Origin of the sequence: Fodinisporobacter ferrooxydans (genome assembly GCF_022818495.1) — a bacterium.
In the GTDB taxonomy this organism is placed as follows: Bacteria; Bacillota; Bacilli; order Tumebacillales; family MYW30-H2; genus Fodinisporobacter; species Fodinisporobacter ferrooxydans.
This window is the reverse complement of the sequence record NZ_CP089291.1, coordinates 1,352,054-1,375,137: the sequence shown is the minus strand read 5'-3', so window position 1 is coordinate 1,375,137 and position 23,084 is coordinate 1,352,054. Positions and strand designations below refer to the sequence as shown.

General features: G+C 44.8%; 20 protein-coding genes. 8 read left to right on the top strand and 12 right to left on the bottom strand.

Annotated features, from left to right (window positions below; all coding sequences use genetic code 11):
- Positions 1-32 precede the first annotated feature (32 nt).
- The 11 genes from LSG31_RS06465 to radA all read right to left on the bottom strand — a co-directional run bounded on the left by LSG31_RS06465 (position 33) and on the right by radA (position 10,687).
- Entirely contained in the window at positions 33-545 is a 513-nt protein-coding gene (locus LSG31_RS06465) for an NYN domain-containing protein (protein WP_347438565.1), read from the bottom strand.
- A gap of 20 nt (positions 546-565) precedes the next feature.
- A complete protein-coding gene (rlmB, locus tag LSG31_RS06460; protein WP_347438564.1) occupies positions 566-1,468 on the bottom strand; it encodes a 23S rRNA (guanosine(2251)-2'-O)-methyltransferase RlmB in 903 nt (300 codons plus the stop codon).
- Positions 1,465-1,929, bottom strand: coding sequence for a Mini-ribonuclease 3 (locus LSG31_RS06455; protein ID WP_347438563.1), 465 nt, complete (start codon positions 1,927-1,929; stop codon positions 1,465-1,467). Before LSG31_RS06455 ends, rlmB begins: the two co-directional genes overlap by 4 nt.
- On the bottom strand, positions 1,929-3,320 hold the full coding sequence (gene cysS / locus LSG31_RS06450; RefSeq protein ID WP_347438562.1) for a cysteine--tRNA ligase: 1,392 nt from the start codon (positions 3,318-3,320) through the stop codon (positions 1,929-1,931). The genes LSG31_RS06455 and cysS overlap by 1 nt, the downstream gene beginning before the upstream one ends.
- A gap of 86 nt (positions 3,321-3,406) precedes the next feature.
- Positions 3,407-4,873 carry a glutamate--tRNA ligase gene (gene gltX / locus LSG31_RS06445; protein ID WP_430734249.1) on the bottom strand — a complete coding sequence of 489 codons (1,467 nt, stop codon included), beginning with the start codon at positions 4,871-4,873 and terminating at the stop codon, positions 3,407-3,409.
- A 37-nt stretch (positions 4,874-4,910) separates the two neighbouring features.
- Positions 4,911-5,399 (bottom strand): 2-C-methyl-D-erythritol 2,4-cyclodiphosphate synthase, encoded by a 489-nt coding sequence (gene ispF, locus LSG31_RS06440; RefSeq protein WP_347438561.1) that lies wholly within the window; start codon positions 5,397-5,399, stop codon positions 4,911-4,913.
- Positions 5,368-6,093: a 2-C-methyl-D-erythritol 4-phosphate cytidylyltransferase gene (ispD, locus tag LSG31_RS06435; protein ID WP_347438560.1), complete on the bottom strand. Its 726-nt coding sequence runs from the start codon at positions 6,091-6,093 to the stop codon at positions 5,368-5,370. Before ispD ends, ispF begins: the two co-directional genes overlap by 32 nt.
- Positions 6,094-6,310: 217 nt before the next feature.
- On the bottom strand, positions 6,311-7,393 hold the full coding sequence (locus tag LSG31_RS06430) for a PIN/TRAM domain-containing protein (protein ID WP_347438559.1): 1,083 nt from the start codon (positions 7,391-7,393) through the stop codon (positions 6,311-6,313).
- A gap of 79 nt (positions 7,394-7,472) precedes the next feature.
- Complete coding sequence (pssA, locus tag LSG31_RS06425; protein ID WP_347438558.1) at positions 7,473-8,192, bottom strand: CDP-diacylglycerol--serine O-phosphatidyltransferase; 720 nt, start codon at positions 8,190-8,192, stop codon at positions 7,473-7,475.
- A gap of 39 nt (positions 8,193-8,231) precedes the next feature.
- Complete coding sequence (disA, locus tag LSG31_RS06420) at positions 8,232-9,311, bottom strand: DNA integrity scanning diadenylate cyclase DisA (RefSeq protein ID WP_347438557.1); 1,080 nt, start codon at positions 9,309-9,311, stop codon at positions 8,232-8,234.
- Positions 9,312-9,316: 5 nt separating this feature from the next.
- Entirely contained in the window at positions 9,317-10,687 is a 1,371-nt protein-coding gene (radA, locus tag LSG31_RS06415; protein WP_347438556.1) for a DNA repair protein RadA, read from the bottom strand.
- A gap of 256 nt (positions 10,688-10,943) precedes the next feature.
- Here radA and LSG31_RS06410 point away from each other — a divergent pair, with 256 nt between their 5' ends.
- The 8 genes from LSG31_RS06410 to LSG31_RS06375 all read left to right on the top strand — a co-directional run bounded on the left by LSG31_RS06410 (position 10,944) and on the right by LSG31_RS06375 (position 21,088).
- Positions 10,944-11,996: a tellurite resistance/C4-dicarboxylate transporter family protein gene (locus LSG31_RS06410; protein WP_347438555.1), complete on the top strand. Its 1,053-nt coding sequence runs from the start codon at positions 10,944-10,946 to the stop codon at positions 11,994-11,996.
- Between the two features lie 231 nt (positions 11,997-12,227).
- On the top strand, positions 12,228-12,524 hold the full coding sequence (locus LSG31_RS06405; protein WP_347438554.1) for a hypothetical protein: 297 nt from the start codon (positions 12,228-12,230) through the stop codon (positions 12,522-12,524).
- A complete protein-coding gene (locus tag LSG31_RS06400; protein WP_347438553.1) occupies positions 12,503-16,177 on the top strand; it encodes a nitrate reductase subunit alpha in 3,675 nt (1,224 codons plus the stop codon). Before LSG31_RS06405 ends, LSG31_RS06400 begins: the two co-directional genes overlap by 22 nt.
- Positions 16,167-17,645, top strand: a complete 1,479-nt coding sequence (gene narH / locus LSG31_RS06395) for a nitrate reductase subunit beta (protein ID WP_347438552.1) — start codon at positions 16,167-16,169, stop codon at positions 17,643-17,645. The genes LSG31_RS06400 and narH overlap by 11 nt, the downstream gene beginning before the upstream one ends.
- A 13-nt stretch (positions 17,646-17,658) precedes the next feature.
- The gene (narJ, locus tag LSG31_RS06390) at positions 17,659-18,258 is read left to right on the top strand and encodes a nitrate reductase molybdenum cofactor assembly chaperone (RefSeq protein ID WP_347438551.1); all 600 of its coding nucleotides are present in this window, start codon (positions 17,659-17,661) and stop codon (positions 18,256-18,258) included.
- A gap of 102 nt (positions 18,259-18,360) precedes the next feature.
- On the top strand, positions 18,361-19,056 hold the full coding sequence (gene narI / locus LSG31_RS06385) for a respiratory nitrate reductase subunit gamma (protein ID WP_347438550.1): 696 nt from the start codon (positions 18,361-18,363) through the stop codon (positions 19,054-19,056).
- A gap of 14 nt (positions 19,057-19,070) precedes the next feature.
- Positions 19,071-20,570, top strand: a complete 1,500-nt coding sequence (locus tag LSG31_RS06380) for a nitrate/nitrite transporter (RefSeq protein WP_347438549.1) — start codon at positions 19,071-19,073, stop codon at positions 20,568-20,570.
- Positions 20,571-20,674: 104 nt separating this feature from the next.
- A complete protein-coding gene (locus tag LSG31_RS06375) occupies positions 20,675-21,088 on the top strand; it encodes a hemerythrin domain-containing protein (RefSeq protein WP_347438548.1) in 414 nt (137 codons plus the stop codon).
- Positions 21,089-21,255: 167 nt separating this feature from the next.
- On the opposite strand, the gene cobT is transcribed toward LSG31_RS06375, so the two are convergent.
- A complete protein-coding gene (cobT, locus tag LSG31_RS06370) occupies positions 21,256-23,061 on the bottom strand; it encodes a nicotinate-nucleotide--dimethylbenzimidazole phosphoribosyltransferase (protein ID WP_347438547.1) in 1,806 nt (601 codons plus the stop codon).
- Between the last annotated feature and the right edge of the window lie 23 nt (positions 23,062-23,084).

Genomic DNA, 23,084 nt, shown 5'->3' with positions numbered 1-23,084 from the left:
TTATGTAATCTTATAGGGTCAATGGAGACCTATTATTTCCTGCGCCAAATTTCGAATATTTTGGATATTCCCGGATCCAGTGCATCGCCCAACGTCCGTTTTGGTTGCTGTTCCATTTTGGCGACACGTTCGCGAACCTTTTTTTTAACCCGATCGATCTCTTGAATCAATTCTCTTGCAGTAATTCGAAGCGCCCCATCCCCAAACGTGATTTGCTGTTCCGTAAAATCGGATGTAGCAACGTAAATCTGTGATGTGTATTTTTCAGAAACGCGAACCATCTTCTCGATTAATTCATCAGCTGTTTCATCTTGTTTGGTATACAAAATATGCAGTTGTTTTTGCGTATACTGCTGACGAATGCCGGGAACTTTGTATGCATCAAATACGATATATACTTCCCGCCCCGTCGACGCCTGGTATTCGATGAGCTTCTCGATCAGAAGATCCCGCGCCTCCTCTAATCCATCTTGTTTCACCAACTTGCGCAGTTCGCCCCAAGCGCCGATAATATTATACCCGTCGATTATTAAAACGTCTCTCATCACTTGCTGTCATTCATACATTATGCCTGGAATCGTTGCCGGACAATTTCATACAGCAAAATGCCAGCAGCGACACCGGCATTCAATGATTGTACCTGCCCAAGCATCGGCAATTTGACAAGAAAATCGCAACGTTCCTTTACGAGCCTGCTCAATCCTTTCCCTTCATTGCCAATGACAAGTACAGTAGGACCTTCATAGCGAATTTGATCATACCGTTTGTTTGTTTCTACATCTGTGCCAACAGCCCAAAAACCTGCTTTTTGCAGTTGCTGAATGGCTTGTGAAATGCTTGCCACGCGCGCCACAGGCATATGCTCGATCGCTCCGGCAGAAGCTTTTGAAACCGTTGCCGTCAAAGGAGCCGACCGGCGTTTCGAAATCACTACACCGTGCGCTCCGGCACCATCTGCGCTCCGCAAAATTGATCCTAAATTATGAGGATCTTCGATTTCATCCAAGACCACGATCAGCCCCGGCTTGTCCGAACTCCGTGCAATCTCGATCAAATCCTCCACATCCACATACTCTTTGGCGGCCATATACGCCAAGACTCCCTGGTGGTTTGTATCAGGCGCCAATTGATCCAATTTCTTTCTGGGAACTCGTTGTACGATTATGGAACGTTCTTTTGCTTTGCTGAGAATTTCCACGACGCTGCCCGTCTCAACACCTTCAGCCATCAAAATTTTATTCAAGGTTGTATTTGCTTTTAACGCTTCAATCACCGGCCGCCGCCCGACGATCATTTCCTGTTCCCGCGATTCATCGGCAACTTGCACGCGGGCCGATGTCTGTGTTTGCATTGGCTTACCGGCATTTTGTCGAGTATTCGAAATCGTCGGACGAGGACGGCTTTGCTTGTTATTCCCTCGTCCTCTGCGTCCCGTGGAGCCGAACGTTCGCTTTTGTTGTCTACTCATACCTTTTTGTTCTCCTTTTCATCTACATTCTCCAAAATCACAATCGAGTGATTCATGACTTCATGCAGACGTTCATATTGTCCTGTAATAAATAAAAATCCCAGCAAACATTCAAAGGCGGTACTGTGTCGATAATCTGTAATGCTGGCATGTTTGGGCACAGTTGCCGACTTCGCATTCCTGCCCCTTCTCACAATTCCTGTCTCTTCCCCGGAAAGAAGCGGGAGCAATCGATGCAATGCAAACGCCTGCCGTTCTGCCTTTACGTAAGTAGTAGCTTTTTTATGCAGTTGATTTGGCTTGTTATCGCCAGACTGCAATACGCGCATACGAATCGCCACTTCCCACACCGCGTCGCCGATATAGGCTAAAGTCAGTGCCGACATTTCATTTGCTTTACGTGGAAATTGCCATGAAAGTTGGCTTGCAAGATTTTTTAGCCAATCCATTTGTGTTGCCATTATGTTTGTCTCCGCCACCGAACGCCTTGCGGAGTATCTTCCAACAGGATTCCCTGCTCCACTAATTGATTGCGAATTTCATCGGCGCGTGCAAAATTTTTCTCTTTGCGCGCATTTGTACGTTCTGCAATCAATCGTTCAATATCTTCATCGAGCAATTCGGAACGTGCGGAGAATTGAAATCCCAATACGCCTGCCAATTCCTCAAGTATGGATTGATATGTTTCAATCACGCGCAATGCAACATGTTCTTTACGCATATATTGATTCGCATCTTTTACAACTTCAAAAATTACGGTAATGGCATCCGGTGTATTCAAATCGTCATCCATAGCGGCACAAAAACGTTCCCGATATGGTTGAACCTCGATGGTTTCCATCAAATCCGGGTCCGCCGAAGCTGCACGATGCCGCAAACTTTCCAGGCAGCCCGAAATTCGTTCCATCGCTTGTTGAGACTGGCGAATGGACTCATCGCTAAAATTGACCGGATGCCGATATTGGGCAGACAGCAAGAAAAACCGCAATGCAAGCGGTGCATACTGCTCTTTTAAATCACGTACAAAAATAGAGTTCCCCAATGACTTCGACATTTTCTCATTGTTGATATTGACATATCCATTGTGCAGCCAATATCGGGCCAAAGGTTTTCCCGTGGCCGCCTGACTTTGCGCAAGTTCATTTTCATGATGGGGAAACATCAAATCATGTCCGCCTCCATGTATGTCAATTTCTTCTCCCAAGTACTTGCGGTTCATCGCAGAACATTCAATGTGCCACCCCGGACGGCCTTGCCCCCACGGACTATCCCAAAAAACCTCACTCGGTTTCGCCGCTTTCCACAATGTAAAATCCAGAGGGTTTTGTTTGTTTTCATTCACTTCAATTCGCGCGCCTGCCTGTAAGTCTTCCAAGGACTGATTGCTCAGTTTTCCGTAATCGGAAAAACGCAGCGTATTATAATAAACGTCGCCTTCCCGGACATATGCAAATCCTTTGGCAATCAATTCCTGAATCATTTGAATAATTTCATCCATGTTTTCCATGACACGCGGATGAACATCTGCACGTTTGACACCAAGAGCTTCCACATCTTCAAAATAGGCATCGATGTATTGATCGGCAACTTCTTTTACCGTTTTGCCCATCTCTTGCGACTTTCGAATCAGCTTGTCGTCTACATCGGTAAAATTTTGTACGTATGTTACTTGGTATCCCCGATATTCAAGATATCTTCTGACAACATCAAAAACTACAAACGCACGCGCATTCCCGATATGAAAATAGTTATACACAGTTGGGCCGCACACATACATTTTCACTTTTCCGGTTTCCAGTGTTTGAAATTCTTCTTTCTGACGTGTGCGTGAGTTATATAAACGAAGCGCCATAGCTGTTTAACGGCTCCTTTCCAAATACAACGTTCTAAAGAAAAAGCCGCCTCTGCAGTCAGAGACGACTGGGCGTCGCGTGTCTCTTACACATGAGCTGCATGTGTTTCAAAATTCCGCAACCGTTGAACAACTGCTTGCTTGCCAAGAAGGTATAGAGTTTGATTCAAATCCGGCCCGTGTTCCTGTCCGGTTACGATTATGCGAATCGGCATAAACAATTGTTTGCCCTTATACCCGGTTTCCTTCTGCACTTCTTTGATTGCCTGTTTGATCCCATCTGCCGACCAATCCTCAATCCTGTCAAAGACCTCGGCACAAGCATGCGCTACTACCGGAACATGCGCTTCTTTTAAAAGAGTCATACTTTCTTCCGGATACGATACTTGATCGGTAAAGAACAAATCGGACAATGGAACGATTTGTGCAACATATTCAAGTTTTTCTTGCAAAAGTTGTACAAGCGCCGTCACCCAGCGAGCTTGCTCCGGCGAAAGTACAGTCGGCAGGCGCTTTGCTTGCTGCAAAAACGGAATTGCCATATCAACAATCCGCTGTACGTCCGCCTGCTTGATATAGTGGCTGTTCATCCACGCCAGCTTCTGTTGATCAAAAATCGAGCCGCTCTTGCTGATTCTCTCAATGGAAAATGCCTGAACCAATTCGTCATGGGAAAAGATCTCTTGCTCGGTTCCCGGCGACCACCCAAGCAACGCCAGGTAATTAAACAACGCTTCCGGCAGATACCCCAAGTCTTTGTATTGTTCAATGAATTGAACGATTGACTCATCCCGCTTGCTTAGTTTTTTCCCCTGTTCATTCAGAATGAGGGAACAGTGTGCAAACTCCGGAATTTCAAAGCCGAATGCCTGGAAAACCAGGATTTGCCGCGGTGTATTTGTCAAATGTTCTTCCCCGCGAATCACCAATGTGATTTTCATTAACGCGTCATCGACAACAACGGCAAAATTGTATGTGGGAATCCCGTCCGATTTGACAATGACAAAATCGCCGATGCCATTTGTTTCAAACTCTACGTCACCGCGAATTTTATCATGAATGCGGACGATCTTTTCTTCCGGCACAAGAAAGCGAACAACGGATTTCCGTCCTTCCGCCCGGAATCGATCCTCTTGTTCTTTGGCAAGATGGCGGCATCTCCCGGAATACTTCGGTGTAAGACCTTGTTCCAACATTCGCTGCCGATCTGCTTCGATTTCCTCTTCCGTACAATAACAGCGATATGCTTTCCCTTCCGCAAGCAAACGATCCGCGTATTCCTGGTAGATCGGCAATCGATCCATACAGCGATATGGGCCATACGGTCCACCTGTCTCAAATCCTTCATCCCAAGGAATCCCCAACCAACGCAAACTTTTTATAAAACCCTCTTCCGCATGTTCCTTATTGCGAGCTTGATCCGTATCTTCGATCCGCAGAATAAACGTTCCATTCTGCTTTTTTGCATATAAATAATTAAACAATGCGGAGCGGGCGCCGCCTATATGTAGATGTCCCGTAGGACTCGGAGCAAAACGAACTCGAACTGACACGATGGAATACTCCTTTTCCCCTCAATTTTATTGGAAATTATAGCATAGATTGATATAGCAGTACTACTGCTTCTGCCGCCATTCCTTCTTCACGACCAACAAACCCCAATTTTTCTGTCGTTGTCGCTTTTATATTGACAACAGCCGCATCCACATGCAGCACGGCAGCAATCGTTTCCCTCATTTGCAGTATATAGGGTGCAATTTTGGGCCGTTGTGCAAGCAAAACGCAATCAAGATTGCCCAAGGAATACCCTTTGCGTTGCGCCAAATCAGCAACTTCCTGCAATAATGCAACACTTGAAATATCTTTATAGCGCTCATCCGTATCCGGAAAGTGTTTTCCAATATCTCCTTCACCTAAAGCGCCCAAGATCGCATCCGCGATTGCATGCAGCAGCACATCTGCGTCCGAATGCCCCAACAGGCCTGTTTCGTGAGGAATTTCGACACCACCTATGTATAGTTTCCTTCCCTCTATTAACGGATGTACATCATATCCGATCCCTATGCGGATTGAATTCATAGAACCGCTCCTCTTTTTGGCGTTCTTGCAAGACCAACTGTGCAATGACCAGATCCTCCGGAGTCGTGAGTTTCATATTGGAATATCCGCCAATCTGGATATGCACTTCATGTCCCAGTCTTCGTACTAATGAAGCATCATCTGTTCCGCTAAATAAATCTTGCACGGCAGCTGCATGTGCTTTCCGAATCAGCGCCGTTTGAAACGCCTGCGGTGTTTGCACAGACCATAGCGTCGACCGTTCCGGAACACTTTGTATTTTTCCGTCATCGACAACAGCAATTGTATCTTTTACAGGTACGGCAACAGCTACCGCATGATACTCATATACCTTATGAATGACATTCGTCAAAATCGTTTGCGATAAAAACGGCCTCGCACCATCATGAATCGCGACGTATTCCGATCCCTCATCTAACGCCTGCAAACCGTAAAATACAGACTCTTGCCGCGTTTGACCACCTGCGACAACACGTATCTGTTTCTTCCAATTATAGGTTCGTAAAACGCCAGTAACAAATTCTTCATCTCCTGGTGAAACGACCAGTACAATCGAGCGAATTTGCGGGTGCAAATCAAATACACGTACAGTATGTATAAACAGCATTTCTTCCCCGATCGTCATATATTGCTTTTTTATCTCTGCACGCATTCGGTTTCCGCTGCCCGCAGCCACAACGACTGCATCTATCAAAACCAATCATCTCCTCAAACCCCGTTATGACACAATAGTATCACTTTACCATGATATCCTTAAAATGGCTGCTGTTCCTGTAAAAATCCCATTTCAATGCAGTCAGATGTATTCGGCTATCCTTTTATAAAAAAAGACGCCGTAGCAGTACAGCGCCTATCATTGTAGCAAGAATTGTCCAGCTTGACAAAGGAATGCATACGTATCATGCAATCCATTATAAAGCCCGTTCCAGTAATTTGGGTTTGGCAAAAATCATTCGTCCGGCTGATGTTTGCAATACACTTGTAACCAATACTTCCAAGCGGGATCCGATATATTCACGCCCGCCTTCAACAACGATCATCGTACCGTCATCCAGGTAACCAATGCCTTGTCCGTGTTCTTTGCCGTCTTTAATCACTTGTACGATGATTTCCTCACCCGGCAATACGACAGGCTTGACTGCATTTGCCAAATCGTTGATGTTTAAAACACCAACACCTTGCAATTCACATACTTTATTCAAATTAAAATCATTTGTAACGACTTTGCCGTTTATTTTTTTTGCCAACTTCACAAGCTTGCTGTCAACTTCCTGGATATCCTCAAAATCGATCTCCATAATTTGAACTTTTACCATTAGCTCTTTCTGAATACGATTTAAGATATCGAGCCCGCGTCTGCCCCGATTCCGTTTCAATGCATCGGAACTATCTGCAATGTGCTGCAATTCTTCCAAGACAAAGGATGGAATAATCAAGACTCCATCAAGAAATCCGGTTTTTACGATATCAGCAATCCGGCCGTCAATAATTACGCTTGTATCCAAAAGTTTCGCTTCACCGCTGCGGGTTAATTGTTTACTGGACTTGTCTTTGTCCTTATCTCTGCCCAATCTGCCGCTAAAAATGGCCAGCAATTCCTCGCGTTTGCGAAAAAAGATCGTAAATCCAAGGTAACCAAGCAGCACACTGGCAAATATCTGTACCACACTGCCTACGATCGGTAATTGCATAAAAGCATTTTCAAGCAAATACGCGATAATCAGACCCAAGATCATACCCACGATTCCAGGCATGACATCAGAAATCGGAGTCCTTAACATTCGTTCCTCAAACCAACGAATTAAAGTCATAACATAGTCGACCAACCAAATCGTCGCCAAAATAAATATACTAAACCCTAATAGACCGCCAAAAATCGTGCTTTTAAAAACTCCATAATCTAATTTTATGAGTGCGAATAATGTCGGCGCAAATTTGGCTCCTAAAACGACACCTACTACACCGAAAAATAAATGTACAATTTTTCGCAACATTCGCTTCACCTCCTATCTCTCATTATAGACAACGACTTTTCGAATAAAACATAGCAATCGTAACCAAAAGATTTTTTTGCTATTTTGCTATTGTATCATATACTTCGTCGCTTATGTCCCGTTTATGTACTTTTCTTAATTTTCTTTGCACGCCATACAATGCATAGACTGCAAGAGGCAAGAAAATCAAGCGGTTCAGGACATCGCGATGGAAATAAAAGACGACTACGACGATGCCGACAATGAGCGGAGCAATGAACAAAACCCGCTTTGGAATACCTAATTTTTTGAAATTCGGATACTTTACCTTGCTGACCATCAGATACGCCAAAAACATCATGGCAATCGGCAAGATCATATGTGCTTTTGGCAACAGCGGCATATACAAAGCCAGCGTAGCCAACACGCCACCGGCGGCTGTAATCGGCAAACCGATAAAATAATTTGTGGTTTTCGATTGTGTATTGAAGCGGGCAAGCCGCAATGCGCCGCATCCGGGAAAGATGCAAGAAAGCACAATACCGATCCATCCGAATTGATGCAACACGACAGCATACATCAGAACAGCAGGAGCTATGCCAAACGTTACGATATCTGAAAGCGAATCCAATTCTTTGCCAAATTCGCTTTGCACATGAAACATTCGGGCAATTCTTCCGTCCACCCCATCCAAAACCATGCCAACGATAATCAGTAAAGCAGCTCCCCCGTACTCACCTTGTGAAGCAAGAAGTATTGCAATCATTCCCAAAAACAAATTTCCCAGTGTAAAGACATTCGGCAACAGCTTCAACCACATCGGCAATCCCCCTCTATATTGGCTAATCATCTGGTAAAACTAGATATGACGATCGATAAATACCTGATCTTGCAGCCTTCGCAGCCCTTCTTTAATGGCTCGTGCCCGCACTTCCCCAATACCTTCCACATCATCCAATTCCTCAATCGTTGCTTCCATGATGTTAGGGAGTGATGTAAAACGTTCGACCAGATTTTCGACAACCGGTTGCGGCAACCGGGGAATCTTGTGTAAAATCCGATACCCGCGTGATGATACCGGTTCTTCCGAAATATTGAGAGTGCCAGAATACCGTAGTGCTTTTACAATCGTTGCCGTTTCCAATAAATCATCAGGAGACAGCATATGCAATTCGGTGAGAATATGATGTGGTGTTACGTCTGCATTGTCTTTACAATAATCTTTCACCAATAAATACGCTTCTTCATCTACGTTTGCCACAAGTTCCTCCAATTGCATGCTGATCAATCGGCCTTCCGTCCCAAGCTCGATAATATATCGTTTAATTTCCGCTTTAATCCTGAGCACCATCTCGATTCGCTGCATGACTTGAGCTACCTCGTATAATGTAACAGCTTCCTCGAACTCGAGTGCGCCAAGATTGGTAAGTGCCTGGTCGAGAACCGACTTATACTTTTCCAATGTCTGAATCGCCTGATTTGCTTTTGTCAAAATTACACCAATATCTTTTAAGGCGTATCGAAAATTCGATTGGTATAACGTGATAACATCTCGCCTCTGGGAGATGCAAATCACCAAATGACCTGTTTGCTTTGCAACTCTTTCTGCTGTCCGATGTCGCGTCCCTGTTTCAAAGGAGGGAATCGACGGATCCGGATTCAAATGAGCATTTGCATTTAAGATTCGCTTCCCGTCTTCACTAAGCACCAGCGCGCCATCCATTTTCGCCAGTTCATAAAGGCTTGCCGGCGTAAATTCACAATGAATCGTAAATCCGCCATCTACAATTTGCATGACTTCCGGACTGTTCCCAATGACAATCAAAGCGCCGGTTTTTGCCCGCAGTACATTTTCAAGCCCTTCCCGTAAAGGGGTACCAGGTGCGATAAACCGAAGAATCTTATTTATGGCAGTTTCCTTTTTTACATCCTCCCGCATTCCTTTCACCCTTCTAATGCAAAATGAAACGCATCCTGTAATGTCTCGACTGCAATGATCTGAATTCCTTCGGGCGGCTTCCACCCCCGCATATTGCCAATCGGCAGAAAACATCTATGAAATCCGAGTTTGAGGGCTTCCTTCACACGTTGTTCAATCCGGGATACTGCACGAATCTCACCTGTAAGCCCGATTTCTCCAATAAAAACATCATAGGGATGTATGCTTTGATTTCGAAACGACGAACCGATGCTTACTGCAATGCCCAAATCTACCGCAGGTTCATCAAGTCTGACCCCACCGGCAACATTGACGTAGGCATCCTGATTTTGCAAAAACAGGCCGACACGTTTTTCCAACACAGCCATCAACAAAGCAACCCGGCTGTTTTCCACACCCGCCGCCATTCGCCTCGGATTCCCATAGGCAGTAGGTGTCAACAGCGCTTGAATTTCAACCAATAATGGCCGTGTTCCTTCCATACTGGCAACCACCGCAGAACCCGCCACACCTTGTGGACGTTCTGCCAAAAACAGCTCAGACGGGTTTCGTACTTCTGATAATCCCAATTCCCGCATTTCAAATATTCCCATCTCATTCGTCGATCCAAAGCGATTTTTAACCGCACGCAAAATTCGATAGGAATGATGCCGTTCTCCTTCAAAATATAACACAGCATCAACCATATGTTCCAACAATCGCGGACCGGCAATCGTTCCTTCTTTTGTTACATGGCCGACAATGAAGATCGCCATTTGCAGGGATTTTGAAATGCGCAGCAAATACCCTGTACACTCCCGAACCTGACTGACGCTCCCTGGCGCTGACGAGATATGCGGCAGGTACATCGTCTGAATCGAGTCGATCATTACAAAATCCGGCTGCAAATGGCGAATTTGCGTCTCGATAAATTCCAGATCGGTAGCGGGAAGTATAAACAATTCATCCGCGATCGTTTGCAAACGGTCCGCCCGCAGCTTGATTTGTTTGGAAGATTCCTCTCCCGTCACATATAGTACTTTTTTCCCTTGCTTTGCTACAGAAAATGAAGTTTGCAGAAGCAACGTTGATTTTCCAATACCAGGGTCGCCACCGACAAGCACTAATGAACCGGAAACAATTCCGCCGCCCAATACCCGGTCGAATTCCTGATATCCCGTAGAAGTTCTCGGTTCCTGCCCAGTATCAATAGCAGCAATTGACTCAGGCTTTCCTTGCGGATGCTGATTGGACGGGATGCGCTCTGACGTTGTTGGAACGACTTCTTCTGCAAAGGAATTCCACTGCGAGCATCCTGGACACTTCCCCAGCCATTTTGCAGATTCATATCCGCAATCTTGACAGATAAACTTCGTTTTGGATTTTGTCTTTGCCATTTCAGCCCCCAACCGCAGATCTACTTTCAAAACACTATGATAAACGATTACATCTTTATGATACCTAGATATGTACATAATTGCAAAATTACCATAAATTTTACCATGAAAACATTGGAATTTGCTATGAATTCTGGCAGCTGATTGATTGCGTTTTATGCATACAGGGTCTACAATCAAGTAAAACGGTTTCAAAATCGTGATTTGCTTACACGATCATGAAATCACATCATACGTTTCGGGAGGACCAGAGATAATGATTGAATATATTGAGCAAAAAATAGCCAATCTTTTTCCTGGATACTTCTCCTTGGTCATGGCCACAGGCGCATTATCTGTTGCCACATTTTTGCTCGATATCCCATGGATTCCCCAGTCGCTGTTAGTTTTTAACATGATTGCGTATGTGACATTGTGGCTTTTGACCTTGATTCGCCTTGTCAAATACTTTCCCCGTGTATTAGCAGACTTGACCAGCCATACTCTTGGCCCCGGTTTCTTTACATTTGTCGCCGCGACCTGTATGCTAGGAAGCCAACTTATCATAGTGGCTGACAATTATTATCTGGCCGCCTTTTTATGGGTATTTGGCATCCTTTTATGGATAACGATCATGTATACGTTTTTTACGGCAGTCACCGTAAGAAGGAAAAAACCCACCTTGGCAGCGGGGATCAACGGAGCTTGGTTGATAGCGGCAGTCGCAACACAATCGATTTCTATACTTGGCACATTGCTTTCACCCTATATGGAAAATGGACGGGAAATCATCTTATTCTTTACGTTATGTATGTACTTGTTGGGATGTATGCTATATTTGAACATTATTACTCTTATTTTTTACAGATTTACTTTTTTGGAACTTAAATACGCTTCTCTTACCCCACCTTATTGGATTAATATGGGTGCCGTTGCCATCACCACTCTGGCGGGATCTACCCTTATTCTGCATGTCCAAAAATGGCCACTCCTTATAGAGCTAACTCCCTTTTTGAAGGGATTTACTTTATTTTTCTGGATAACAGGCACATGGTGGATTCCATTGCTGTTTAGCCTCATGATATGGCGCCATCTTTATCACCGCTATCCCCTGACCTACGACCCGCAATTTTGGGGAATGGCGTTTCCTCTTGCCATGTATACGACTGGTACTTTCCAGTTGGCCAAAGCCTTGAAAATTCCTTTTCTTATGTTCATCCCCCGTTTTATGGTTGTAATTGCCATGTTTGCGTGGCTAACGGTATTTGCCGGTTTCATCCGCTGCCAGTTTCGTTCCTTCAAAAATATCAATCCAAATAAAAAAGTTTGAATTTGATGCCCAATCTCTATCTCTTATACGTTCTTAATTAGGCAAAACGATTTGCCCTGTTTGAGCGACTACATGAGTGCTCGCGCCTGCCCCTGCACAGAGCATTTTTGAATACGCTCTTTAAATTGATTGATTTTAATTTTGGAATTCCTTTCATTTCGTTTAAGTATGCATACTCAAACGAAATCAGGGGAAAATTTGGGTGAAACTTTGAAAAGGATGGAATCCATAATGCTTAATGAAACCGTACTGTATAATTTTCTGCAAAATGATCGGGAAGATGTATTGGCGATCTTGCAAATGAGATTTGGCGGAATCCCACTGGAGATAGAAAACAAAATAGAAGAAATATCAGATGTGAAAACGCTGGAAAGGCTAATCCTCGTAGCGGCAAATGCAGCAACTTGGGATGTATTTGTTTCCGAATTGGAGGAAGGGAAGGACGCTTTCCGAATGGTTGGGGAAGCGTTTAATCCCGTATCTCTATCTATGGGAGGCGAATACATATGGCAAAGCAAAATAAATTGATACAAGCACTGAAATACTTAAAACGCGGCCCGAAGCTAAATGAAGGTTGGACCGAAGAGAGTCTGCGCTCCCGTGACTGGGAGAAAATCTATCGGCACAGATGGCAACATGATCGGGTAGTCCGTTCTACGCACGGAGTGAATTGTACCGGTTCTTGCAGTTGGAAGATCCACGTGAAAGACGGCATTATTACGTGGGAAACACAGCAAACAGATTATCCTACAATCGGCGAAGACTTTCCGGAATACGAACCACGTGGGTGTCCACGCGGCGCTACTTTTTCCTGGTATACATACAGCCCGGTACGGGTGAGATTTCCTTACGTCCGGAGCGATTTGATCAAGCTTTGGCGAGAAGAATGTGAGAAGACAAATGATCCGGTGGTTGCATGGGGCAATATTGTTTCCAATCCGGAGAAAAAACGTTTATATCAGAATGCAAGAGGAAAAGGGGGATTTATCAGAACAAATTGGGAAGAGGTTGCTGAATTAATAGCAGCTTCCAGTATTTACACAATTAAAGAATATGGACCTGACCGGGTAACTGGATTTAGCCCGATTCCAGCCATGTCGATGGTAAGTTATGCTGCTGGTTCACGTTTTCTTTCATTAATAGGCGGAACGATATTAAGTTTTTATGATTGGTATGCAGACCTGCCGCCGGCATCCCCGCAAATTTGGGGCGAACAGACAGATGTTCCGGAAAGTGCAGATTGGTACAACTCCAAGTATATGATCATTTGGGGCACGAACTTGCCGATGACCCGGACACCAGATGCCCATTTTATGGTGGAAGCGCGTTATAACGGGACGAAGGTGATTGGCGTCAGTCCGGACTATGCAGAATATGAAAAGTTTGCAGATATTTGGTTGCCTGCTAAAGCTGGTACAGATGGTGCCCTCGCTATGGCGATGACACATGTTATTTTAAAAGAATTTTATGTTGATAAAAAAACGGAGTATTTTATCGATTATGTGAAAAAATATACGGATTTACCCTTCATGGTTCTATTAAAGACGCATGAGAACGGATACGTTACAGACCGGTTTTTACATGCCTCCGACCTCAATGGCGAACAGTCTCTTGGCGAGTGGAAAACCGTATTTTGGGATGAGCAAGAAAATCGGCCTGTCGTCCCGAATGGCAGTCTGGGATTTCGTTGGGATAAGTCACAAAAATGGAATTTGAAATTAGAAAAGGATGACGGTACAACCTTCAATCCCATGCTAAGCTTTTTCGAACAGGCGGACGGACAGCCGTTGGTTTTGTTCCCGTTCTTTGGGAAAGGCAGGGGGGAAATCATTAAACGGGCGGTTCCGGCTAAAAAAATAAAGAATGCAAACGGAGAAGAACTGCTCGTTACGACCGTTTTTGATTTGTTGCTTGCACATGTTGGAGTGGATCGCGGCCTGCCGGGAGACTATCCAAAAAACTATGATGATGATATGCCCTATACACCGGCATGGCAAGAGTCGATTACGGGTGTCAATCGATCATTGGCCATCCAGGTTGCAAGAGAATTTGCAGATAACGCAGAACGTACAAAAGGAAAATCGATGATTGCCATGGGTGCCGGTACGAATCACTGGTACCACAGCGATCAGATCTACCGCTGCATGTTAAATTTGGTGCTATTGACAGGATGTCAAGGTGTCAACGGTGGCGGCTGGGCGCACTATGTAGGACAAGAGAAAGTGCGTCCACTGGAAGGATGGCAACAAGTCGCATTTGCCAGTGACTGGCAAAAACCATCGCGCTTGATGAACGGCACGTCCTTTTTCTATTTTGCGACAAATCAATTCCGCTATGAAGAATTGGAATCTTCAACGGTTGGATCCCCTCTTGGCGGACGTTTTCAAAATATGCATCCTGCCGATATGAATACACTGGCTGCACGGCTTGGCTGGTTGCCGGCATATCCACAGTTCACCCAAAATTCCTTGAAGATTATCAAGGACGCAAGGGAGCAAGGCGCCAAGACAAATGAAGAAATCGTCCATTATACTGTGAAGCAAATAACAAATGGAAATCTTCAATGGGCGATTGAAGATCCGGATCATCCGAGAAATTTCCCGAAAATTTTGTACAACTGGCGTTCCAATCTATTGGGGGCAAGCGGAAAAGGTCACGAATATTTTTTAAAACATCTGCTTGGGGCAGATAATCAAGTGTCCTCAAATAAAGGCAATTGGCAGCCGGAAACGGTTCGTATCTCCGATGAGATGCCAAAAGGCAAACTCGATTTATTTATCAGTATCGATTTTCGCATGACAAGTTCCGGGCTGTATGCGGATGTCGTATTGCCTGCATCCACATGGTATGAAAAATATGATATTAGCAGCACAGACATGCATCCGTTTGTACATCCATTTAATGCAGCGATTTCCAGTCCTTGGGAAGCAAGAAGCGACTGGGAGACGTTCCGCTATTTATCGGAAGTTTTCTCAAGACTTGCGAAAAAGCACCTGCCAGCCTGTGATGATTTGGTTATGGCGCCACTGACACATGATACGGCAGAAGAGATCGCTCAGCCTGACGGGAAAGTGAGAGATTGGCGAAAAGGTGAGGTAGAAGCGATTCCCGGCAAGACGATGCCAAAATTTGTTGTAGTACACAGAGAGTATCCCAATATATTTGATCAGATGACAACGATTGGCCCAAATATTGAAAAGGGAATGGTTTCAAAGGGGATTGCGTATCCCGGAGAAGAAGCATACAAAGATTTGATCAAACGCTTGGGCATTTCGGGAAGAGATGGGATAGGTAAAGGCAGACCGGATTTATATCATGATAAACAAGCGATCGAAGCGATTCTAACGATGTCTGGGGCCACTAATGGCCATCGCGCAGTAGAAGGATGGGAATCGTTAAGTGAAGTCACCGGACTTGACCTGACAGAATTGGCAAAAGGCCGGGAAGAGGATGCATTTACACTCGTTGATATTACCGCACAACCAAAATCGGCAATTTCTACGCCGGTATGGAGCGGCTTGGAGAAAGACGGGAGACGGTACTCGCCGTTTGTCGTAAACAAAGAATACGAGGTTCCTTGGCGTACGTTGACAGGGCGTCAGCATTTTTACCTGGATCATGAGGTGATGCTGGATTTCGGTGAAGGTTTGCCAATTTTCCGCCCGCCATTGGAGCTAGGTGCGTTGCTTTTAAATGAGAAAATCGCCAATCAGGAAGAAAAATTTATAACCGTGCGTTACCTGACGCCACATCAAAAATGGGGAATTCATACGACGTATACGGATACTCCAACTATGATGACATTGTTCCGTGGCGGCCAAACGATCTGGATCAATGAAAAAGACGCGGCATCGATCGGCATCAAAGACAACCAGTGGGTGGAAGTATACAATTCCAACGGATGTATTGCATGCCGGGCAGTATTAACTTACAGAATACCTGAAGGAGTCGCCATGATGTACCACGCCCAAGACCGTGTCATAGGTGTTCCCGGTACATCAAATAAGAAACGTGGTGGAACACATAACAGTGTAACCCGGATCATTCCCAAGCCGACACATATGATTGGGGGCTACTCCCAGCTAAGTTATAATTTCAACTATTATGGGCCTACAGGTCATCAACGTGACATCATAACGAGAATTCGCCCGCTGAAGGAGGTTGACTGGCTTGAGAGTTAAAGCACAGGTTGCGATGGTCATGCATTTGGATAAATGCATCGGTTGTCATACATGCAGCGTGACTTGCAAAAATACCTGGACAAACCGTCCCGGTGCTGAATATATGTGGTTTAACAATGTAGAAACAAGGCCGGGACCTGGATACCCGCAAGAATGGGAAAACCAGAATTATTACAGCGGCGGATGGACATTAAAAAATGACAAGTTGCGCTTACGAGCCGGCGGTGCATTTCATAAATTGGCCCATCTATTTTATAACCCTGACTTACCGGTAATAGACGATTACTATGAACCTTGGTCTTATGATTATGAAAATTTGATTGAGAGTCCGACGAAAAACCATCAACCGGTTGCACGCCCTCGTTCGATCCTGACCGGAGAAATGATGGATCAACCGGAATGGGGCCCGAACTGGGATGACGACTTGGCGGGCGGTCATGCGATTGCTCCGCGGGACCCAAACTTCAAACGAATGCAGGAGAGTATTGCACTTGAGTTTGAAAAAACATTTATGATGTATTTGCCCAGGATTTGTGAGCACTGCTTAAATCCTTCCTGTGTTGCTTCATGTCCATCCGGAGCGATGTACAAACGGGAAGAAGATGGAATCGTGTTAGTGGATCAGGAGAATTGCCGGGGCTGGAGGTTTTGTGTCAGCGGGTGTCCTTATAACAAGGTGTATTTTAACTGGAACACACAGAAAGCTGAAAAGTGCAACTTCTGTTATCCAAGAATTGAGGCAGGACTGCCAACCATTTGCTCTGAGACATGTGTTGGAAGAATTCGTTATTTGGGAGTTGTGTTGTATGATGCAGATCGGGTAAAAGAAGCGGCATCTGTGACAGATGTAAAAGATTTATACCCTGCCCAATTGTCTGTATTCCTGGATCCGTTTGATCCGGAAGTGATCCATGAAGCGAGAAAAGCTGGGATAAATGATGCTTGGATCAACAGCGCCCAAAATTCTCCTGTGTACAAGCTCGCAATGAAATGGAGAATCGCTTTACCGTTGCACCCTGAATACAGAACATTGCCAATGGTGTGGTACGTGCCGCCCCTTAGCCCGATTATGAGTCATATCCGGAATGAAGACAGCTTAAAAGCGGATGGCTATCTGCCAACTGTTGATTCTATGCGTATTCCGGTTGAATATTTAGCATCCATTCTGACTGCCGGAGATACCATTGTGATTCGTAAAGTTTTATTGAAATTAATAGCCATGCGTGTACACATGCGTGCAAAAACAGTCGGTGATCTGGAAAGCAGCAAGTTGTTGAAAGAAGCGGAAATATCGATGGAACAAGTGGAAGACATGGCAAGACTATTGTCTGTATCCAAATACAATGAACGATTTGTGATTCCGACAGGCAGACGGGAAATGGAAGACCATCTCCCTTATAAACAGGGAGCGTGTAGTATCGAAGAAATCGCGCCGCCGGAAGGTTTATTGCCGACCATCTATAGATAGGGGTGTCGTTACGATGAAACATTCGCGACAAAAATATTTTAAAGTTTTTTCTTATATGCTTGGCTACCCGAATGCCAGTTTTTTTGACGGAATAGCAGAATTGGAAGAATGGCTGAAAGGACTTCCTCCCAAAGAGGCAAGAGGGTTGCTGCAGAAAGGTTGTGAACGTTTTACCAAGTGGAACATCATGGAACTGCAAAAGCACTATGTGGCAACATTTGATTTTAAAGACTCGACATCTTTGCATTTAACAGCACATGAACACGGGGACGGTAGAGATCGAGGTGCAGCCCTGGTAAGGTTAAAAGCCATGTTGGGAAGCGCCGGCTATGAAGAATTGGATGGTGAGCTTCCGGATTATATACCCTTGTTGTTTGAATTTCTTGCCGAAGAAACGGATCCGGTCATGATCGCAGAAATTGAACAACGCCTAGCCAAAGGAATCGCAAAAATCAGGAAAGCGATGGATCCGGCAAGTCCTTACACTCTTATTTTTGCAGCAGCTGAGCAGATCCTGCCGGTCGTTCAAAAGAGCGGAGAAACACCATATGATCATGAAAATCAAAAACCGGATTTGGAAGAATTGCCATATCCGCTGTATTACGAGCACTAACGCAAATGGGAGACCCGCTAGTGGGGGGTAAGCAACCGCCAGCACCTGTCTAAGCGAATGATACGTTCGATAATGCAAATAGAAAAACAAGGAGGAGCTTGTGTGGCCGAACAATTTTGGTGGGTCATTTATCCATATCTGGCACTTGCCATTATGATTCTGGGATTGTTATATAGATATTCCTATGCTCAGATTGGCTGGGGGGCACCTTCAACAGAGATCCTGGAAAAGAAATACTTGCGTATAGGAAGCCTTATGTTTCACTGGGGGATTATATTCGCGTTCTTCGGTCACGTCATGGGTATCTTGATTCCCAAATGGTTGTATGAGCAATTGGGTGTAAAAGATGAATTGTATCATTTTAATGCGATTGTTTTTGGCGGAATTGTAGGTCTCGTGACCTGGTTAGGCTTGATCGTATTGATTGTACGAAAAGCTGCAAACAAACGGTTACAGAGAAAAGCAAAGGCATCTGATTTTGTCACACTGTTCTCCTTGTTCATTATCGTCACATTAGGCACTTCCATGACCACTCTCTATAACCTATTTGTACATCCTTATGAATATCGCGATACAATCGGCCCCTGGTTCCGCGGGATCTTGACGTTTCATCCGGATGCTGCCCTGATGGCAGGTGTGCCGTTACTATTTAAAATTCATGTTGTATTCTCATTTGCACTATTTGCGATCATTCCATTTACCAAATTGGTGCATTTTTGGACATTGCCGTTGCGGTACCCTGCCCGTTCTCCAATGCAGTACCGTTCGCGAGTCAACGACAAAATAAAAAGACCGTAGATAGAGGGATCTATATGAGCATTCGTGGTATACAACTGATTTTACAGACGCTAAGTCTTTTTGTAGGTTTTATGGTGTGGGTCATTTTGTCTTCTTTAATGCCTTTTATTAAAGAAGATATCCCGCTTACTCCCACCCAGATCACGTGGGTAACAGCCGTGCCTGTGATCCTTGGTTCTGTCTTGCGGCTGCCTGTGGGTTTTTGGACAAATCGATTTGGTGCCAGAAAGATGTTTGTACTCAGTTTAATCATTTTGGTGTTTCCCGTCTATTATCTAAGCATTGCACATTCATTTGTCGATCTCATCATTGGCGGTTTTCTATTGGGAATTGGCGGTGCGATTTTTTCAGTCGGCGTAACTTCTTTGCCGAAATACTATCCACGGGAAAAACACGGTTTTGTTAACGGGATTTATGGTGCAGGGAATATCGGTACGGCAATCACAGCATTTACGGCGCCGATTGTCGCAAACCACTTCGGATGGTCTTTTACAATTCGCCTATTTCTTGCTTTGTTAGCCCTGTTCGCCGTTTTAAACTTTTTTTTCGGCGACAAACTGGAACAAAAGGAAAAAGTATCTTTTACCGGTCAAGTAAGAAGTGTATATAGAAATGAATTGTTATGGTTTTTAGGGTTGTTTTATTTTATTACATTTGGCTCATTCGTAGCATTTACCGTATATTTGCCAAATTTTTTGGTGGCACATTTCCATTTAGCTAAAGTAGACGCCGGCTTTCGTACAGCAGGATTTATTGTTTTGGCAACGTTGTTGCGTCCAGTTGGCGGTTGGATGGGAGATCGATGGGATTCATTAAAAGTCCTTTCCTTTGTTTTCGGGGGATTTACCATCGCAGCCATTTTGCTCTCCTTCATGCCATCAATCACACTGTATACATTGGGATGCTTAACGATTGCCATGTGTGCCGGAATAGGCAATGGTGCCGTATTTAAACTGGTACCCACTTATTTCCGGAAACAAGCAGGAATTGCAAATGGAATTGTTTCGGCCATGGGGGGATTAGGGGGATTTTTCCCGCCGCTGATCCTTACAATATTATTCAATTTGACCGGCAGCTATTCGATTGGGTTTATGGCTCTTTCAGAAGTTGCACTGGCGAGTGTTGTCATTGCAATTTGGATATACCACCAAAATAAACTGCAACTGGCAGAGAAAATTATAAACCACACGGTTGAGGGAATTATGGTAACAGATACCAGCGGGGTGATTCAATCTGTCAATCAGTCGTTCGTATCTGTAACTGGCTTTGACAAAAAAGAAGTGATCGGAAAGAAACCGAGTATTTTAAAATCCGGCAAACAAAATCAGGAATTCTATAAATCGATGTGGGAGAAGATTTATAATCAAGGATATTGGCAAGGGGAAATCTGGAACCGGAGAAAAAACGGCGAGGTATATCCGGAATGGTTAACGATTAGTACTGTAAAAAATGAAGGGAATGAAGTTGAGTATTATATTGGCATGTTTAGTGATTTATCCAAACTTAAAAAATAAATGGGTATTTGTGTGATGATATTCACTCTCTCAAAATTTTTGTACAATAAAATGAAACTATACGGAAAATCTTGTATGAGAGTGAACTGTGAGGAGAGTAGAACATGTCCGGACCTGCACTAAAACAATTGCATGCACATCATGCGATTCACCAAGGAACATTTACTGAGGCTGAAGAAATTATGGAGATAATCAGGCAATTGTGCCTGCAGGGATCTACCGATCGAGCATTGGAATTGTCCCATATCCTGATGGAACATTGGGAAACACGAACACTTGCACATGCCGAGGCAGAAGAAGAAGGATTCTATCTGGAAAAGATTCAGGAAAATCCGGAACTGACCACATTGATTACAAAATTTAAGCGCGATCATGAGCTGGTTAAAATCTTGGTTAATGAAACAAAAGAACTGCTGCAGCAGAGGGAAATCAATCAAGCGATATTGACGCGCCTGGAAGCTATTCTTGCCATTGTTGAGATTCATAGCAGGGAAGAAGAAATGTATTTACTGTCTTGATCATTTGGAATTCAACTGTGAGGCTTGTACAGGTATATAGCTGTATTCGGCAATCAATTTGGTAATAGAGAAGGGAAACTTACAGGAACGTATAAACGCAGCTGTGCAAAGTTTCCCTTTTTATGATTTTAAACCCTTTTGTCACGATAGAATTTACATTTGCAAACTTAGTGATTTCCCCAGCGATCCGTAAATATCAATTCATCTAACGAGTATCGTTTCCCCCATCCGACAGTTTCCAGGACGGGCCGCTCCTGAAATGCATGCGTATAGCCAATCGAAATCAATCCGACCGGGTCAATATGCGGCGGGATATGAAGGATTTTGCGAACGTCCTGTTTTTTATAAAACGACACCCAGCCTGCACCGAGTCCTTCGGCGCGTGCTGCCAACCAAAGATTTTCGATGGCACAGACCACAGAGTGTACATCCGTCTCAGGCAAAGTATTTCGTCCGAGAACATGTGCTCCGTCACGCGTGGGGTCGCAAGTAAAACAGATCGTAATCGGCGCTTCGAGAATTCCCTGAACCTTTAATTTTGGATAGAGTTCCGCTCTCTTCCCTTCAAAATATTGCCCGGCTACCTGCACCTCTTTCGCTACAATCTCATGCAATTGTTGTTTGATAGGATTGGAGCGTACGACAATAAAATTCCACGGCTGCATAAATCCGACCGACGGTGCGTGATGTGCCGCGTCAAGAATTCTTCGCAGCTTTTCTTCTTCGATCGGCTGCCTGATAAATGTCCGAATGTCTCTGCGTGTATGGATCGCCTGATAAACGCCCGCTTTTTGCCCTTGATCAAATTCGTGGCGTGTTTCAATGAAATATGGTGTTTCAATGGAATATGTGGGAGAAGGAATCATTGATATTGTCTGCCCGCTATCATCCAGTGTTTGGTTCTCTCCCGAAACAGACCCATCCAGTGAACCGGATACACCCGCCTGATCAAATGTCGCCATTTCTTTGGCTATCCGTACTGCAGCCCGTACAATCGGCAGGGCGATGGCGGTGCCGCTTCCTTCACCAAGACGAAGATTCAGGTTGAGAAGCGGTTGGAGGCCCAAAAGTCGATTGACGAGGGCATGACCCGGTTCCACCGATTCATGTGAAGCAATCAAATAATGAACGGCCAGAGGAGACAATTTGACTGCAATCATCGCTGCAATGGCGGAAATAAATCCATCGACCAGCACGGGAATGCGCATGGCAGCTGCTCCCAAAACAACTCCAGCCAACCCGGCAATTTCGAGACCGCCAATTTTCGCTAAAACATCCACAGGGTCAGACGGGTTGGGTTGATTCCTTTCGATGGCCTTGCTGATCACACGGGCTTTGTGCTGCCGCATTTCTTGACTGATACCGGTTCCGAGGCCAACGGCTTGTTCTACCGGTATTTGGCCGAGCACTGCCAGCAATGCGCTGCTTGCCGTCGTATTGCCGATTCCCATTTCCCCTAAGGCGAGCAATTTTGCTCCTTTTCGGATAGCGTCTTGGGCAATGTCAATTCCAGCTTCAATCGCAGCAACTGCCTCATCCATTGACATAGCGGGACCATGCAGCATGTTGTTCGTGCCAAAGCGGATTTTCCGTGAAATCAGCCCCGGCAGATTGAATTCTCCCTGAACCCCAATGTCGACGATTTGTACAGAGGCTGCAGCGGAACGGGCAAGAACATTGATTGCCGCTCCGCCGGAAATAAAATTGCTGACCATTTGCCGGGTTACTTCTGTTGGAAATGCGGAAACCCCTTCAGCAGACACACCGTGATCCGCAGCCATGACGATGACAGCGGCCGGATCAATGACTGGTTGTGTTCTACCGGTGATGCCAGCCAATTGAATCGCCAAATCCTCCAATCGTCCCAGACTGCCGAGGGGTTTGGTCAGGGAATTCAGATGATTCTCCATCGCTTGCTGCGCTGACAAGTCCGGTTCAGTAATGGCATTCATGATGTCTTTCATTTTTTTCATAAAAATTCCTCCCTTTGTGGATA